This is a genomic window from bacterium SCSIO 12741 (genome assembly GCA_024398055.1).
GTDB lineage: Bacteria > Bacteroidota > Bacteroidia > Flavobacteriales_G > Salibacteraceae > SCSIO-12741.
In genome coordinates, this window is sequence record CP073749.1 from 4,020,606 (window position 1) to 4,036,827 (window position 16,222).

Here is a 16,222-nt window from a genome sequence, read left to right on the forward strand (position 1 = left end):
GAGCTTATTGAAGCTTACTTTCTACCAGAGATTGTATGACCTCTTTGATCTGATTGGCCTCTTGATTCTGAAATCCATCTATCAGGTTCTGCAGAGGAAAGAACCCTTCTTCATGAGCAAAAGATCGAGCGATTCCGTTATGTAAAATGGATAGCCCGATGTCTTTCTGTTGCGCGGTGAAATCGTAGACAACCTTATTTCGGGTATCGGTTTTGGCATTCATCCGCAATTCCAGAATGGGCTTTTGAGCAAGCAAGTCGAGAAACTGGTTTAGGTTTATAGAACGGTCTGCCTGGACTCGTTCACGTAAATAGTACCAAATCAGGTATCGGTTTACACGGTGGACCTCCATTTTTTGAATCCGGCCATTGGCTCGGTCAAAAGCCCAAAGGGTTGAGAGTAAAACATCAATCGAACGAATTAGCTGCTCGGCAGGTGAATCAACCAGGATGCGGTCAAAGAATATCCAGTGAATTAACGCGTATACATCAGATTGATAAACAGCTTCTTCCAGTACTTTGGGATACAGATTCCAATAGCGTAATTTCTCGGATTGAATTTTATGAAAATGACGTAATGCAGATTCACCTAGACTAAAGAGTCTGATGGCCAATCTACGGTTGTCTTCCTGAGGCAATTCTTCCCTAAGGGCCTTCATAAAAGCGTCCGTAAAGAAGTAGTAGTTTTCTTCTGACTTTGAAGAGTGATTTTGGTCCAAATAACTAAAATCCAGATTCAACTCCTGAATGGGTTTTAGCGAGTTCCAATACGCGGCTTGAAAGGATTGGAAATTGGATTTGTTATCGGGAGCTATATCCTTGAACCAGTGTTTGGCCTGTTGACCATGCTTTTCTACAATCTCATTTTTATACGATTCTACATCCTCCCGCAGGGCTAATCTCAGAGATTTAAAATGCTCCTTTTCCTTTGGAGCTATTTCCAGCAGCTTAGCATTAAGCTCTTGATTGACCGTAAAGGCCAATTGATAGTGAGGAGATTTGTCTCGAGCGAATTCATAAACATGCACAAAGGGATGTGCTGTTGGGCTTATTTCCTGCCCCAATTTAAAGGACATGCCCACTGGAATGGCGGCAAATAGATGAATGTCTTTTACCCTGGGCAGGTTTGAGACTATTTTGTCCAATAGGTCCCTAAAGGCCCCGGCATACTTCGACAAATGCTCTGACGAAACAAACACATCACCGCCTCGATTGGGAGGGGCAATTTCGAGATCTTTGTTAGATTGACTCACTGCAGCCTCAATGTCTTCCAGGTGAATCTCGAATCGGGTCCCAAAGCGAATGGTTACGGGCCCTTCAGCCTTGTTTCGTTCTTCTGGAACTTCCTTGAGGATAGGTTCGTCGAGTTGACCCTCTGACCATCGCCAATCTTTGGCATCATGATGTTTTTGGAAAACTTCTACGGGACGGTAGGATTGCACCCGAGTTCCTAAATGAATGGCCAAAGGGATTGGGGCTAATCCGAAGTAACAAATCTGATAGTTGGGATAATCCTCCAACACGGGGAGCACTCTTTCATCAAACAGTTTGTTTTGTTGAACCAATAAAGTTGGCCAATGAATGTCCTTAGCCTCACCAAGTTCCAATTTGATCGGTTCAATTTTAACCGGTTGCCACGGCAAGGCTTTCCAGGTATCGGGTAAAGCTTCTTTGATTTCTTGATCTGTTATTTCGCCAATCACGGAGTGTTTTAGGATTATTAGTCCAGGGGGAGAGTGGTGTTCATTTTAATTGATTTACACGTTTTTGCATTGATTTTTAATGGAATCTCCAAAAAGGAAGGTCAGGTATAACAGGCTTTCAGAGTCATTCTTGAGGGAATCGCTTGCGATGGCATTAGAAATTTGATTGGCTGAATCATTAAGCCAGTATGTTAACTCGTCAATTTCACATATGCACCAGTCCTCGGCAATGTTGTTTGAACGATCCATGGGATCTATAACTTCCCAGTTCCAGGTATCCGAAGGTTGATGATTACCAAATACAACGGGAAGGCCATCGCGGACTACCTCAGTTAGATAATCAAACCACTCGAAAAGAGTCTCGGCATAAGTTGCTTTAACTCCTAATTTGTCATAAGCTTTGGCACAAAGTAGATCCAGCAAAAAACTAGGTACCTTTTTATCTCCTTCATGGTTTCCAAAGACATCCGATTCACTCTGCATATGATACCGCCACCACTTCACCAGCCGCAGGCAGTCATTAAAACGTACCACGCCTTCGACTTCATTGCTCGACCGGTTGCGCTTTCTGATGAATTCTACCTGTTTTTGGGCCGATGATTGTCTATCTGTTCCCTCGGTTCGGATTAGTTTTTGAATATTCTCTCGATTCGTTTTGATTAGCGGAACAGCATCAAAATTTTGTTTGGAACCGGTAAAATGAATGGTGGCGGAGCTCTTGGTGTTACTTATTTCTGAGTCTGGGTAGCATTTTTTGAGGTAGCCTTTAAATCGATGAATCATGCAGTCTAAAGCGTTCCCATCTTTGTCCTTATCTTCTAATAAAAATACAATATCAATGTCCTGACCTTCTACTTCATCCTTGCCGAGTAAGTACCGACGCAACCCGGTTTTCTTGGCAAATGATCCTGAATAGGCAGAGGAAGCGATGGTATAACCGTCCTCCTTGGCATGTTTTTCAATGCAGGCTCGGATTTCAGCCGATTGTTGTTTGATTTTGTCCCGTTTTTCTTTTTCTGGGGCAATGAAATCCACAAAGCATTTCATGCGTTTGTGGATGGTGGAATGGGTGGATACTTTCATGTGGTTAAATTTTTTCGTGATTATGTAGTTCTAAGTAAAAATTGCCCAATGCACTGAGTTGGTAGGGGCGTTTTAATAAGGCTGATAAGTAGATGGAATTGTTATTTGGACATTCAATCAATCCAGCCCGTTGGTATTGAATAAGCTGTTCAAATCGCTGAATTTTATCGGTCTTTTTGAGATCTATACATACTTCATGAGGATATAGTTGTACGGGATCCTTTCGTTCCAGATGAAAACGCTTGTTCTTCAATTCTCTAATACTTTGATGATCCAGAATGGCATGTCCCAAGCGAAGGGTATTTAAGTTGGTAGAATTGGATTTGAATAAAGGGCGCTGCTGACCGGCTGTAAAATAACTATCCGCCAAAGCGTATAATGAGGCAGGCGTAATTTGTCCAAAGAGGTCTGCTGCCGCTCCTTGCAAACCATAAAGTAGCGCTTTAGTGAATAGCCCATGGATTCGATCCTCTCCAGCAACATCAGGCCCAGTGGTAGCAGCTAGTAGGGTAACGTTTTCGCGAATACATGAAACAGGAAATGACCCATTCATTGGGTTGGAGTTTTTCTCGGTATCTCCTATAAATCCGGCATGACAACAGTCCAGAATTACCGTTATAGAAGGAATTGAGGATTTATTTATTCGATTCATCAATTGAACCAGGCTAATACCCGGATCTTCCAATGAACTGTCTCTGCAAACCAGATAGACGTCATTTTCAGTTCTGTATCCATGACCTGAAAAGAAAAAGAGTACATGATTGCAACCCCGAACATCAGAGAAAAGATTATCCAAGGCATATTCAACCTTTTCCTTCCTTGAATTTTTCTTAAGGACAACATCGTCAAAGTTTACATCTCCATTTGCATGCCGCTTAAGCAGGTGTGCTACTTCTGTAGCATCATTAACACAGCAACTAAGCGAAGAGGTAAACTCGTACTTATTTATCCCTACGCTAAGCGTTTTTTGAGTGAAATTTTTGTGCATTTATCAGCCGTTTTTGAGTGATTAAAACTCAAATCTACAACTGTAACTATCAGTAAAGCAGCGGTGTGTGTTGATTTCAAGGTATTTTGGGATGGTTGAGAATTGATTCATCCATGAATACCATTATCAGCTTAAATGGAGATGAATTCGAAGGAAAAGAGGTTGGTTAGGTAAACTTAAGCGGAGATGAGAATAAGAGTGGGTTAATCTTGATTATAGTAACCATTGATTACACCAAATCGAACCAAATCTTGAACGTTTTTGGAACCCGTTTTTTTCATCAATTTGTTTCTATGTGTTTCAATCGTAGCGGGTGAGAGGTTTAACTCGTCTGCAATAAGTTTTGTAGGTAACCCTTTAGTAATGAGATAAAGTACCTCTTCTTCACGAGAAGAAAGTTTGATTTCTTTAATTCTATCCTCATCGTCAGGAAACTCGGTATCGAACCAGGTATCCCTTACCTCCCTTGAAAAATAGCGCTTTCCGGCTGCCAGTGTCTTGATGGCTTCAACAACTTTCCTTCCACTTTGATTTTTAAGCAAATACCCTTTAGCGCCGTTTTGGATCATCATCATTATTCGCTCTCGATCAACATACATGGATAGAATTAAGACTTGAATATCTGGATGCTTTTCAGTTAACTCTTTGAGTGTAGACGCAGCTTCTCGCATGCCGGGCATACCTATATCGAGTACCATGACATCAACGTTTTGTGTTTTGGCTATTTCGAGTGCCTCCTCACCGTTAAGTGCTAATCCTGTGATTCGAATTTCTTCTTCAGAATCCTTTAGAATTCGAACGAGTCCATCCAAAACCATTTGATGGTCGTCTGCAAGTGCTACGTGTATCATGATTTGTCAGTTGATAGGGGAATGATGATGCTAATTTGAGTGCCATTGCCAGGATGGGATAGCAGGTTGATTTGCCCCCAAGTTGTTCCACGCGGTTTTGGGCATTTTTTAAACCCCATCCCTGCGAGTTATTAGAATGTTTAAACCCTATTCCGTCGTCTTTTATCTCAAGCAAAATTTGATTGTTTTCAAACTTTAAATGGATTTGGAGTGAAGCCGCCTGTGCATGACGGAAAACATTTTCTACGAATAATCGAGTTAGTGCAACCACATTTTGCTTTATCGCCTCATCAATTTGAGTGGGTATGTTACTGGATGAAAATGAAACATCCACGATATCCAGATCATTGATGATACGTATGTAATTTTTTAATTCTGTTTCGAGTTCGCGGTCTTCAAGCTGTTGGTCCAGTAGATCATGAGCGATTAATCGTAGATCCTTACAAGATTCATCCAGTAATTGTTCAGCTTCGACAAATCGTTTATCCAATTCCCTGGGATCGTTGTTGAGTTTACGCATGCCCTCCAAGGAGAACTGAACAACGGCCAGTTTACTTCCTAATTTATCATGTAGGTCTCTTCCGATACGAGTTCCTGTGTCTTTGCTTGCTTTGAGATAAGACTCCAGTAATTTAACATCAACTTGATTCCTTAGTTTAAGAAACTGTTGCTCGCTCTTTTTTTTCTCTCGTTCCGATTTCTGAATTCGCCATTGCATAATTATGTAACCAATGAATAATATGGATAGGAGCAGAGTAATTGACAGCAGTAGGGAGTTCTTAAGTTCTGCAGTCTCTTTTTCGGCGATCGTTGTTTTCTTTTCTTGAAGATGTAATTTATGTTCACGTTCATAGATTTCGTTCCTAATCAGTGATTGCTGAGATTGGTCAATGACTAGTTCAAGGCTATCTCTAATTTTCTCATACTCAAGCTGGACTCTTAGAGCCTTTTCAAAATTCCCGTGCTCACTCAGTACCTGGGATTTTAGCGCCAGGAATTCGGGAAGAAAAGCGATATACTCTTTTTGACGTACTATTTTATCCAATTCTTCGACCAAGTTTGAAGCTCTTGTTACCTCGTCGAATTGTAAATACAATCGAATTAAATTGAAGCCAGTGCGTAATTGAGTTCTGTGGTTACCTGTGTTTATGGCCAAAAGATGACCGTTCTCCAAAAATGGTTCTGCTTCAGAGAGATTCCCCAATTTTAGGTAGGCTAACCCTAAGTTATTATAAATGACAGCTCGATTATCTAATAATCCCAATGAGTCGGATAAAAAAATGGCTTCGGTCAGTAGTGGTATGGCTTGTTCATTTTCATCTAAGTTCAAATAGACTCCGGCTTGATTAATTAGCACGTCAATCTGCCCTTGAAGATTTCCTTCAGCTTGGTAAATTTCTAAGGCCATCAAATAATACTCTTCGGCCCATTGAAACCGATTTATTACCAGATAGAGATTAGCTAGTGTATGATATCGTTGTGCTAAAACCGTTCTATCCTTATGTTCTTTGGCTATTCCTAAAGCAGATATAATTTTATCCTCAGCATCCTGATACTTGCCTTGATCCATAAGGGTCATAGCCAGATCATTTTCGATAATACCATACATTCGACTATATCGGTTATTCTCAGAAGTGAGCAATAATCCCTTGTAATAATAGTATTCAGATGAGTCGTATAGTCCCCATTGGCGGTACATAGAACCTAAATGCTTGTAAGCGCTTGCCATATCGTTGGTATCACCAATTTTTTGGCGAATGTTCAAGCTCTGAGTATAATACTCTCTTGCTAAAGGAAAGTCTTCTTGTAATCGGTAATAATTTCCGATGTCCGACAGGCTGTATGCTTGCAGCTGAAGCCAATTCCAACGATTGGATAATTCGAGGGTTAGTCGCGCATATCGTAGGGAGGAATCAGGGTCAATGTCCTGGTAATGAAAGGCTAGGTCAGAGTATTCTATAGCTTTTAGACTATCCCCTTGACGATTTGCATTAGCTATACCGATAGTGAATAGAAATAGGCATATTCCAATAAGTTTCATTAGTTTAAGGTCTTTCAAGGAAGTAAAGGTAGTGTGGATTGAAGAAAAACAAAATCGACCCATCCTGATTGGTCATGAAGTGATGGGTCGATCATTGATTAGGCAGGTGAAAATGCTCCCGGTCGGGTTTTTTGTGTAGCATGTTTTACATCTACACTACCTGATCCCACAGAATTATCGGTTTCGTCGAGTAAATCAATATTGATTACTCCGTCCTCTTCATCAATTTCCAGTACCCCTAAATCAACAATAAAATCCTCGGGTGCCGATGGATTTTGGGTCATATCAACTTCTAAGTCAAGAATATCATTAGTGAAAGGGCCACTTGAATGGCTTCTTTTCGCTTGATATTCATGTTCATGAGGACTACTCAACTCGATTTCCAACCAATAGTCGTTGGCCAAATTTTGATTCTCGCATAAAACAATGCTCGCAATGATGTTACTCATAATAGTAATTTTAAAAGTGAACACCAAAGTTCCGATCTCAATAGCCAATCGTCAATCCCAAAATACCTTGAATTTTTTGACATTTTAGTCAATGAATTCTTGAATCTAAAGACTCTGTTCTCGCAGTAGATTGACTTTTGGAAACCACAGAATAATTCGCATTATCAAAGAAATAATTGTTCAGATAGTATCAACGGAGGATCGCGGTAATTTGAATTATTTAAGCCAGGAATTTGGAAATGGTAGTAATCAAATAACCAGATGGAATTGCTAATTCAGAGGTTGAAAAGATTACTTCTCACCGAACCAAAACACCCACCACTTGAGGTATAGTCGATCCGGATGCTCCCTCCACCCGAATCCAATACTTCCCTTTAGGAACGGATCGAAGATCCAAATCCAACACTTGCTCACGAGCGTCAACCATTACTTCCTGTTGATGCACAATGGCGCCAATCATATTGTATATGGCCAGTGTATAAGATCCGGATGGCATATTGGCCATTTTCAGGTGTACTAAACCGGATGTTGGGTTAGGGTAGAGCTGAAGTGTTTTGTTGGAATGATTATGAGCTTCTCCGGTGCTATTGATGATGATGGTCAGGGCCAAGGTCACTACTGAATCACACCCGTGAATATCGGTTAGGGTGTCCATAGCTGTGTAATTGCTGCTTGAATAGGTTACGCCGTTCCAGGTATAGGTGTTAAAGGCCGTAATGGAATCGGTGGTTTGTTGGCTGTGGTGAAGGGTGAGCGCCAATTGAACCACAGAATCACAACCCTGATGACTTGATAGGGTATGACTGGCAGTGTAGTTACTGGAGGTATAGGTGGTTCCATTCCAGGTGTAACTGTCGCAAGCACTGATGGAATCAACCGTATGTTTTGATTCAACAATGGTGAGGTTGAGGGTAACTACGGAATCGCAACCATATCGTCCAACCAGTGTGTCCTGGGCCGTATGGTTATCGCTGGTGTAGGTTACTCCATTCCAGGTGTAAGAACCGCAGGATTGAATGACATCTACCGTTGAATCCACTTGGTGAATGGTCAAGTTCAAGGTAATGATAGAGTCACAGCCATGGGAGGTTTGAAGCGTGTCTTGGTCGGTATAGTTGCTGCTGGTGTAGGTAGTGCCTTTCCACGTGTAAGATCCACAGGATTGAATGGTTTCTACTGATGAATCAGGCTGGTAAATGGTTAGGGAAAGGGTAACCACAGAATCGCAACCATTTTGATTGATCAAGGTGTCTTTGGCGCCAAAGTTGTCCTTGGTGTAGGTCACACCATTCCAGGTATAAGATCCACAGGATTGAATGACATCCACCGTGGAATCGGGTTGGTGAATGGTTAGATTAAGGGTGACAATGGAATCGCATCCGGCGGCTGTACGAATGGTATCTTGATCGGTGAAATTGTTGGAGGTATAGGTTTGGCCATTCCAGATGTAGCTCTGGCAGGCATCAACGGTGTCTACGGTAGACTTAAAACAGCAAACCGCGGCAGTCAAATTCTCACAGACTGTTTCTTGATGGGGTAGTCCAAAATCCCGAAGAAGGGTGAGGGGCAGAGTTCCTGTTTGGGTGGTAACCAGATTTTTAGGCTCTTTTTTGCTTTGGTTAGCTATCGTTCCGGTGCAGGTGGTTACGTTGAGTCGATAAATGGAACTATTTCCCCAATCTGACAGAAAGAGGTAAAGGTTACCATTCTCGGTGTGCGGTATAAAAGAGGTGGGATGGTTAAACATGCCCCGGTTACCCAAATTTTTCGTGGCTGTAATGGTATCCAGGGTTGCGTTGAATTTCAATTCGGTAATGGCTCCACCGGATTCATTGGCTACATAGGCGTAAATGTTGCTACAGTCCTTCAAAAACACCAGGCTAAGCGGGTTTTTTAGTCGATTTCCCGGATTGCCAAAGTTGCTCGCCGTTGGTGTGTTGTTCAAAGAATTTCCAAAATCAAAACGGGATAGCGTGTTGTTGAGGTTGGTTACAAAAATGTACCAGTTTCCATTGTGCTTAATGGGGGTGAGGCCTCTACTTTGGCTCATTCCTGCACCTGAAGGTCTGTGGTCTGTTCGGGTTGGAGTATTGGTGATGCTTGTTCCAAAGTTCAATTGGGTTACTTTGGAGTTAAACCGGTTGATGACAAAGCCATACCAGGATCCATTTTCTTTTAGAATGACCATTTCATGAGGCCAGCTCATGCCCAAGCTTCCGAGTTGATTCACGGTAGGTGTGCTGGTTAGGTTGTTGCCAAAATCCAGTCGGGTAAGTCCACATCCGCGGCCTACGTAAAATAGGTAGTAATTCCCATTGTCTTTCACGATCTGTACACCGGCCAATCGATCGGATCCAGTAACCGGATTGCCAATGTTGGTTGCTGTTGGAGTATTTAAGGCGCTGTTGCCAAAGTCCAATCGGATAATATTTCCATTGTAGTTGGTGATGAACAGGTAGTAATTCGTCCCATCAAAAATCAAGTCACCATTGTTGCAGGTGTTGAGCTGTGATCCGGGGTTACCAATGGATGTCTGGGTAAAGTTTTGGCTAAAATCAGGTTGGCAAAAGGTCCATAGGTAGGACGCTTCTGGAGCATTGGAAGAAACAATGTCGAAGCTATCACTCACACATACCGTATCCGGAACAAGGAAACCCTGGCTTGAGAATTTCTGGGCCATGGCCTGATGGATAATAAACAGTTGAAGGAAGGTGAGTAGGGCTAACGAATTGATTTTCATACTACCATTTCGGGCAAAAATAATCGGCAGCCCCTTGTAATAGAGGTGTTTATCCTATGGGATGAGCCGTTTTTTTGTGAATGACATGAAATACTTTGTGAAATTCATAAAAAGGCTTCAGTTTCAATTGGAATGAGGCGATCGTTGAGGTATTCAGAGGTTCGATTTAACCAGTGAAATCTACCCATTTTTCCAGGTATTTATACCCTTATTAGATCGATTAATTTGAATTTAATTGGCTGATAGTTAGCGTTTTAATGATTTTTAGGTTGTATGGGCGGGTTGTGGCTAAAACCTGGCTTCAGTATTTTTACATCAAACTATTTTAAACTAAACTATCATGTCAAACAATGAAAACGGGCAAGGATCATCTGTAGGGTTATTCCTGGTCAACTACCGAGTTGGTAACGGAATGCCAGGCGGGGTACAATTGAACCTTTCTTTATTGGTGAATACACCGGATCAAAAAGTGACCGGAGTAGGACACTTAGGTCAATCCACCAATCCTCCACTAAGTGAATATTCCCAAATCAAAGGTGACTATTCTTACATGTGCACAATGAATTCCTGTAACATTTTGGTGGTAGCTACAGGTGAAGGGCCTTCTCCTATCTTAGTGCATGGAGTTCCGATGATGGTGACTAACCTGAAGCTAAGAATGTCTTTGGAAGAAGATTGGCAATCGGGGACTGCTGTATTCGAATACCTCCGCAATGGTAAGTGGGAAAAGGTAGGTCCTGTACCAGTAAACGTCGCAGAAGATCAAGTTGGCAATTCCGCCCAGCTGGCCGATGCAGTGAAAAATGCAAACTCCGAGGCAGTATCCTGATTCTCGGTAAAATCGATCTACCCGGATTATCCTGGTCCGGGTAGATTTTTTTTGATTTTCAACTAACTACAAAGATTCCACCATTTTATAAAATCCGGATTCCCTAACCAGGGTAGCGGCTCTTTTCATGGCCTCGTCCTTATCATGATCCGATCCGCGGGAAATAACTTCAATCTCCGTTCCGTGAAAGTTCAAGCAGTAGTTGGTATACGTACGATCATTCCATTTTTCTTCCACGGTATAGATGCTATCAATCGCTTGATCCAATTGGGTTTTTAAGGAGGTGCGATCGTCTCGAACTTCATAAAGCTTTTCCAATTCCTCCACGATGGGTTGAGTATTGGCGAATTCATTGATGACCTCAGGAAGTAAAACCGCTTCAGCCTGATCAAAGTCCTTCATTCGTTCATAGATTACCGCATAATTCACGGCGGTGTGCACGGAGGCTTGGGCATGGGCATTTCCGCAAAAGTGGTTGTAGGTGTGGACGGTATCTGCTACGGCTAAGTAATGCAGGGCGCTGTCGTATTCTTCCTGATCAAAATAAAGCTGGTAGAGCAGGCGAGAGGAGCGGTGTTTGTAGTTGGCGTAGGGTTCGTCCATCAGGCCGCCATTCAGCGGGTCTTTTTCATTAAAGCCCTGGTTGAGAATATCCCGAAAAATGACCTTGGCTTTGTCGTATTGCCGGTTCTCATAGTAACAATACCCCAGGTTGTAGTAGGCTTTAGGGTAAATGTCGTTGCTTTTGTGATGATCAACGATATACTTAAAAGACTCGATGGCCTTTTGGGGATTGCCACCTTCCATCATAACGGCTCCTTCCTGAAAATAGTCGGAAGGCATTTTTTGTGCCCATATCATTACGGATACACAGAGCATCGGCAGTAAGACTAATCGTTTCATAATTTCCATTCAAATCGGTACAAAGACAATCCTCTAAAGCCGTAACAAACAAAGCGATCGGCTTCGAGGTAAAAATTATCCGCTGTGAGTTGATCTACTTTTTTCAGCTCCAGGTAGTGTTGGTTATTTAGGTTGATGATCCATTTACCTCGGCCTGTACGTTGAATGATGTAAAAGCCTTTCTCAGAGATCCCAGCGGCTTCAATTTCGCCCTTTTTGGGATTGGGGTCCCAGCTTTTTTGGAGAGCAGGAAGCATGGGACGAGAAAAGGTGTTGTTATTCAGCCAATATCCGGCTCCGTCGAGTTCTATATATCCAAGGTAGTTCACTTGATTGGGCCGGTCTTTATCTCCGTAGATACCTAGGATGTCACGACCGTTTTCAAATTTTACTTCCTGCTTCGCAAAAGGACGAAAGAGTAGGGAATCGTCCTGGTAGAAATAAACGGAGTCGTCTGTACGAAAAACATGGGTGGAGTGCCCCGTAGGATCGATGTGCAGAGGCATGGGTCTTACGCCGTATTTGGATATAGGATCGGCTATTTCCCGGCCATTAACAAATTTGTACAAGTAGTAATCCCGCTCACCGTAAAAAGCAAAGTTTCCTTGTTCATCCAAACTGGGGTAGGTGATTTGGTCATAGGGAATGGGATAACTCTTTCCATTGACGCAAACATAGTTTTGATTCTTCTTGATATAAGTGAATAAGTAACTTTTCGGGCCTCGAAGAGTGATGTTTTTAATACCACGTAGGTCCCGGTAAAAATCGTTGTTGATTAGAATATATTCGGGGCCAGCATCATCGCCGCTGAAGTAGTAGGCTCCATCTTCCTGAAGGTAGCAATTCCACTCTGTTCTCACAGGACCAAATACACTGTCTCGAGTATGAAGAAAAAACATATAATCATAGTCGTAGGGCTCCTTGGGTCCGGGTTTTCGCCCTTCGGCAAAGAGATAGTCTCCTTTCGAATTTAGGCGCAGCTTGTAATAGTCATTTTCTGATTCGTGAAGGAGTATGCTATCATTGAGGTAGAGCCGATATCCACCATTTTCAAGCTTTTGGTTGATGAACTCGCCATCCGAGGCCATCCAAACCCAAGCGTCTTCTATACTCCAATTACTGGCTTCCTTTGGGACCTTGCTCGTCAATCGGTTATTGGCATAGTAGAAAACAGAATCGTGGTATTCCACTACCACAGACATACCGTTTAAACTGGCACCAGCTTCATTCTCCTTTTCCTTTCCTTTTACCGGTCCATACCAGCTCGTCCCTTTGCCGTTTTTAAAATACCAGGGCTCATCCTCCGATTGCCGATAGGATTTGGTATGGGTAAACTCACCGCCACTACCATAACTCTTAGAAATGTAGGGGAGTGGTCCTAAGGTATCATCCTTGGTAATGAAAAAATGATCGTCACCAAGATCCAGATCAAAGCAGTAGTTCCCATCGATATCAATAGCAGGAGAGTAGGTGTTGATCAAATGAGAGTCTTTGGTATCGGTGACCAAAAGCGTTTCTACTAAGTCTTGAGAATGCCCGGTTAGCGGAAGCCAAAGAAGCAAAATACCGTTTTTTAGAATTCGCAGCACGGAATATTGGTTTGGGTTCGGATATCTACCAAAGATAAGCCATTCTGCTTTAGACTTATTATTCTGAGTCGGAGTCTCAAAGGATTAAAAATGATTAACTTACTCTCCGTTTAAGAATCCATTAATTTACGCATTTCGCACCCAAAATCGAAGAACTTATGCCTGCTTATTTTATTGCTAATTACCAGATTACAGATCCTAACCGCTATCAAAATGAATACATACCTCAGGTGATGCCAATCATGGCCAAACACGGTGGAAAGCCCATTGTTGTGGATATGGAGGTAAATGGAGTGGAGGGAAGTCCTCAGCATTTTATCGTAGTGATCGAGTTCCCCAATAGAGCCGCTGCTGAAGCCTGGCACAACGATCCGGATTACCAACCCGTAGCCGCTATTCGCCATGAATCTGCAGCCAATGCCTGGGCCGCCATTTGCGACCAGTTTGTGCCACCAGGATCCTAAAGATTAGGACAAACAAAGCTGGTACTCAGAAAGAAGAAGGGGAGGATGAAATGTGTCGGCTAAAACCTTTTTTGGCCAGAGAATTCCATCGCCTCCCCTTTACCCAAGCTATAGCTTACCCCCAAGGTTATGAATCGACCAGATTGCCTTTTGTTGTATACATAGAAACCAGGCTCTTCAGTAACGGTTTCAAATACCCGGGAAGCAAACAGGTCCCTTATGCTCAGGTGGGCCACCAACTTTCCTTTCATCATCTTTTTACGAAGACCCAAATCGGCGAATAAATTGTCTTTTCGCTCTCCCTGAATGGTGTTGTAAGGCGACTGGTAATTTCCCGTAAGCTCTAAGTCAAATTTGTAGGGCAGTTTGAATTTCGTGGTCAACCGGGTGGTCCATCGGATGCCGTTATAGTCGAGTGAGGTGCCTTGGTATTCCCCCTTGCGGTCAAAGGCGTTCCAGTTAATATCGGCTCTCAGATCCATTTTCTTGAAGGGGCTGTATTTCGCGTTAAATTCTAACCCTGTGATGGAGTTGGTTCCGATGTTTACAGGAAGGGTAGCGCTCACGTTGTTTTCAAAGGCAGTCACCCGTTCAATAACGTCTTGGGTATAGCGGTAATACACCCCAAAATTGAAGGAGGCCTTTTTGGTCGCCAAAATACTCGTGAGTTCATAGGAATCCGTAAACTCAGGTTGAAGATTGGGGTTTCCTGTCGTCACATTAAAGTTGTTTCGAATGTTGGTGAATGGATTCAGATCCCAGGCTCTTGGGCGGAATATTCGTTTGGAGTAACCCGCTTGAAAGGACCAGTGCTCGGTCAATTTGTAAGAGGTGTGTACACTGGGAAAGAGGTTGGTGTAGTTTCTGGTGTTGTTTTGATTCGTGGTTTCTAAGGTGGTACTCAGGTCGGTGTTTTCCAATCGAAGTCCCACTTTGGCTCCCCATTTTTTGTATTCGTAGCTCATGGTGGAGTATACCCCCAAAACGTTTTGCTGAAAGCGGAAAAGGTTGGTCAAATTGGGGTTCAAAATGAGTTCACCACCCTGATAGGATCCAATTTGATAATCGTTCACCGTGTTGTCCAGGCGGTATTGCGATCCCAATTCCCATTTAAACCGTTCGGCAAAGGGGTAGGTGTAGTCCAGCTTGAAGATGTAATTGGCATTTTCAAATTCGGTGGCCGAATGCTGATCCGATGGGGTTCGATCTCCAAAGGTGGTGTGATCGGCAAACTCGGAACTCTTTTGTTTACCAAAAAAGAATCCGGAGGCACTGAATACCAAATCATGCTCTTTGTGACTCTTAAAATCGTGAGCGTATTGAAACTCGTAGTCCCATTTAGGATTGGTAGCATGGGTGTTTTCGTTACGTGTCCAAGCCTGGTCTTGCACTCCCATGTTGTAAGATTGAAAATCGTATTCCGCATCTTCATCTTCAATTTCGTAGGCATATTTACCCGATAGGGAGAAGGTATTGTTCTCATTGAGATGATAATCTGCTCCTACGATAAGGTTGTAAAAGGTCTCATTCTTATGGGCTTTGCCTAAGGAGCTTACGGTGGTTTCGTTCACCAGGTCCCGGTTTTCTGTAGTTTGTTCTCTTGGAAAGGTTCTTCGCCCAGCTCCCATTTGGGTAAATAGGTTAAACTTTTCGGTGCGTTTGTTTAAGCTGATTCCTATGCTGTTGTTCAAGGGCATACCCGCATTAAGCGTAACGGACCCGTTAAACCCTTTTTTCTCTTCCTTTTTGAGCACAATGTTGATGATTCCTGAGGTGCCTTCCGCTTCATACTTGGCCGATGGATTGGTGATTACTTCCACCCGTTCAATCATATCAGCAGTTATGGTTCCCAATAAGTTGCTTCCTTCATCGGTCATAACCGAGGGCTTGCCATTAATCAGGATCTGCACGCCTTCGCTTCCCCGAAGACTAACTTGCCCTTCAATGTTCACCGTTACCGAGGGCACGTTATTCAAAACCTCCAGAGCACTGGCCCCGGTGGTGCTCAGATCAGCGCCCACATTAAATACCCGTTTGTCGAGCTTAAAGATCGTTTGTGATTTTTCGCCTTCCACTACCAGTTCGTTTAAGGCCTTGTGGTCGGGTGAAAGCAGGACATCTCCCAGTTGAATCACTCCATTCTGTGGAGTAAACTCGGTAATTCGATACTTGAGGTAGCCAATGAAGCTAACCTCGATAACGAAGTCCTTTCTGGGTTCGGCGAAGAGCTCAAAGGTTCCATCTTCCTGGGTGGTGATGCCGGTAATGTTCTTTTGGGTAGCCGTATCAATCATCAATACAGTGGCATATTGGATGGGCTGTTTAGATTCAGATTCCAACACACGACCGCTGATTTTCAACCCACTTTGGGCGTGGGCGAGCGGAGAAATGGCCATAACCACCAAGATGAACCAAAGAATCCTTTTCATGCTTGTAGCGTAATTTTTTGCGAAGATGACCCGTGGAGGCATTTCCAAACAAATTCTTTCCGGTAAACGACAGAATAAATCCTGTGAACACCTTAGGGACGTTAGCTGGCCTCAAAAGGTTGATTGCCTGGCTAATTATGCCGTTCAGGGATAT

The 16,222-nt window shown here is 43.0% G+C and carries 12 protein-coding genes; 2 read left to right on the forward strand and 10 right to left on the reverse strand.

The genetic code is table 11. From position 1 onward, the window contains the following. Window positions 1-4 precede the first annotated feature (4 nt). The 7 genes from KFE98_17190 to KFE98_17220 all read right to left on the reverse strand — a co-directional run bounded on the left by KFE98_17190 (window position 5) and on the right by KFE98_17220 (window position 9,854). Window positions 5-1,702, reverse strand: a complete 1,698-nt coding sequence (locus KFE98_17190; GenBank protein UTW61725.1) for an SAVED domain-containing protein — start codon at window positions 1,700-1,702, stop codon at window positions 5-7. A 54-nt stretch (window positions 1,703-1,756) separates the two neighbouring features. Beyond that, window positions 1,757-2,785, reverse strand: coding sequence for a hypothetical protein (locus KFE98_17195; GenBank protein ID UTW61726.1), 1,029 nt, complete (start codon window positions 2,783-2,785; stop codon window positions 1,757-1,759). Between the two features lie 4 nt (window positions 2,786-2,789). After that, window positions 2,790-3,773 carry a caspase family protein gene (locus tag KFE98_17200; GenBank protein UTW61727.1) on the reverse strand — a complete coding sequence of 328 codons (984 nt, stop codon included), beginning with the start codon at window positions 3,771-3,773 and terminating at the stop codon, window positions 2,790-2,792. A 203-nt stretch (window positions 3,774-3,976) separates the two neighbouring features. Beyond that, window positions 3,977-4,585 carry a response regulator transcription factor gene (locus KFE98_17205; protein UTW61728.1) on the reverse strand — a complete coding sequence of 203 codons (609 nt, stop codon included), beginning with the start codon at window positions 4,583-4,585 and terminating at the stop codon, window positions 3,977-3,979. Then, on the reverse strand, window positions 4,551-6,665 hold the full coding sequence (locus tag KFE98_17210; GenBank protein UTW61729.1) for a tetratricopeptide repeat protein: 2,115 nt from the start codon (window positions 6,663-6,665) through the stop codon (window positions 4,551-4,553). Before KFE98_17210 ends, KFE98_17205 begins: the two co-directional genes overlap by 35 nt. 98 nt (window positions 6,666-6,763) lie before the next feature. After that, window positions 6,764-7,114: a hypothetical protein gene (locus KFE98_17215; GenBank protein ID UTW61730.1), complete on the reverse strand. Its 351-nt coding sequence runs from the start codon at window positions 7,112-7,114 to the stop codon at window positions 6,764-6,766. Between the two features lie 298 nt (window positions 7,115-7,412). After that, complete coding sequence (locus KFE98_17220; protein ID UTW61731.1) at window positions 7,413-9,854, reverse strand: T9SS type A sorting domain-containing protein; 2,442 nt, start codon at window positions 9,852-9,854, stop codon at window positions 7,413-7,415. A 340-nt stretch (window positions 9,855-10,194) separates the two neighbouring features. Between KFE98_17220 and KFE98_17225 the strand changes: the two genes are divergently transcribed. After that, the gene (locus KFE98_17225; GenBank protein UTW61732.1) at window positions 10,195-10,683 is read left to right on the forward strand and encodes a DUF1842 domain-containing protein; all 489 of its coding nucleotides are present in this window, start codon (window positions 10,195-10,197) and stop codon (window positions 10,681-10,683) included. A 66-nt stretch (window positions 10,684-10,749) separates the two neighbouring features. Here KFE98_17225 and KFE98_17230 read toward each other — a convergent pair whose 3' ends face one another. Then, the gene (locus KFE98_17230; GenBank protein UTW61733.1) at window positions 10,750-11,586 is read right to left on the reverse strand and encodes a tetratricopeptide repeat protein; all 837 of its coding nucleotides are present in this window, start codon (window positions 11,584-11,586) and stop codon (window positions 10,750-10,752) included. After that, entirely contained in the window at window positions 11,583-13,175 is a 1,593-nt protein-coding gene (locus KFE98_17235) for a hypothetical protein (GenBank protein ID UTW61734.1), read from the reverse strand. The genes KFE98_17230 and KFE98_17235 overlap by 4 nt, the downstream gene beginning before the upstream one ends. Before the next feature lie 158 nt (window positions 13,176-13,333). Here KFE98_17235 and KFE98_17240 point away from each other — a divergent pair, with 158 nt between their 5' ends. Beyond that, window positions 13,334-13,639 carry a DUF1330 domain-containing protein gene (locus tag KFE98_17240; GenBank protein ID UTW61735.1) on the forward strand — a complete coding sequence of 102 codons (306 nt, stop codon included), beginning with the start codon at window positions 13,334-13,336 and terminating at the stop codon, window positions 13,637-13,639. A 59-nt stretch (window positions 13,640-13,698) separates the two neighbouring features. On the opposite strand, the gene KFE98_17245 is transcribed toward KFE98_17240, so the two are convergent. Beyond that, the gene (locus KFE98_17245; GenBank protein UTW61736.1) at window positions 13,699-16,068 is read right to left on the reverse strand and encodes a TonB-dependent receptor; all 2,370 of its coding nucleotides are present in this window, start codon (window positions 16,066-16,068) and stop codon (window positions 13,699-13,701) included. Window positions 16,069-16,222: the final 154 nt, after the last annotated feature.

What these genes read in the sequence shown, in the direction of transcription:
- KFE98_17230 (UTW61733.1), bottom strand. Translation starts at nt 11,586, where the DNA reads ATGAAACGATTAGTCTTACTGCCGATGCTCTGTGTATCCGTAATGATA.
- KFE98_17240 (UTW61735.1), top strand. Translation starts at nt 13,334, where the DNA reads ATGCCTGCTTATTTTATTGCTAATTACCAGATTACAGATCCTAACCGC.
- KFE98_17215 (UTW61730.1), bottom strand. Translation starts at nt 7,114, where the DNA reads ATGAGTAACATCATTGCGAGCATTGTTTTATGCGAGAATCAAAATTTG.
- KFE98_17225 (UTW61732.1), top strand. Translation starts at nt 10,195, where the DNA reads ATGTCAAACAATGAAAACGGGCAAGGATCATCTGTAGGGTTATTCCTG.
- KFE98_17200 (UTW61727.1), bottom strand. Translation starts at nt 3,773, where the DNA reads ATGCACAAAAATTTCACTCAAAAAACGCTTAGCGTAGGGATAAATAAG.
- KFE98_17220 (UTW61731.1), bottom strand. Translation starts at nt 9,854, where the DNA reads ATGAAAATCAATTCGTTAGCCCTACTCACCTTCCTTCAACTGTTTATT.
- KFE98_17210 (UTW61729.1), bottom strand. Translation starts at nt 6,665, where the DNA reads ATGAAACTTATTGGAATATGCCTATTTCTATTCACTATCGGTATAGCT.
- KFE98_17195 (UTW61726.1), bottom strand. Translation starts at nt 2,785, where the DNA reads ATGAAAGTATCCACCCATTCCACCATCCACAAACGCATGAAATGCTTT.
- KFE98_17245 (UTW61736.1), bottom strand. Translation starts at nt 16,068, where the DNA reads ATGAAAAGGATTCTTTGGTTCATCTTGGTGGTTATGGCCATTTCTCCG.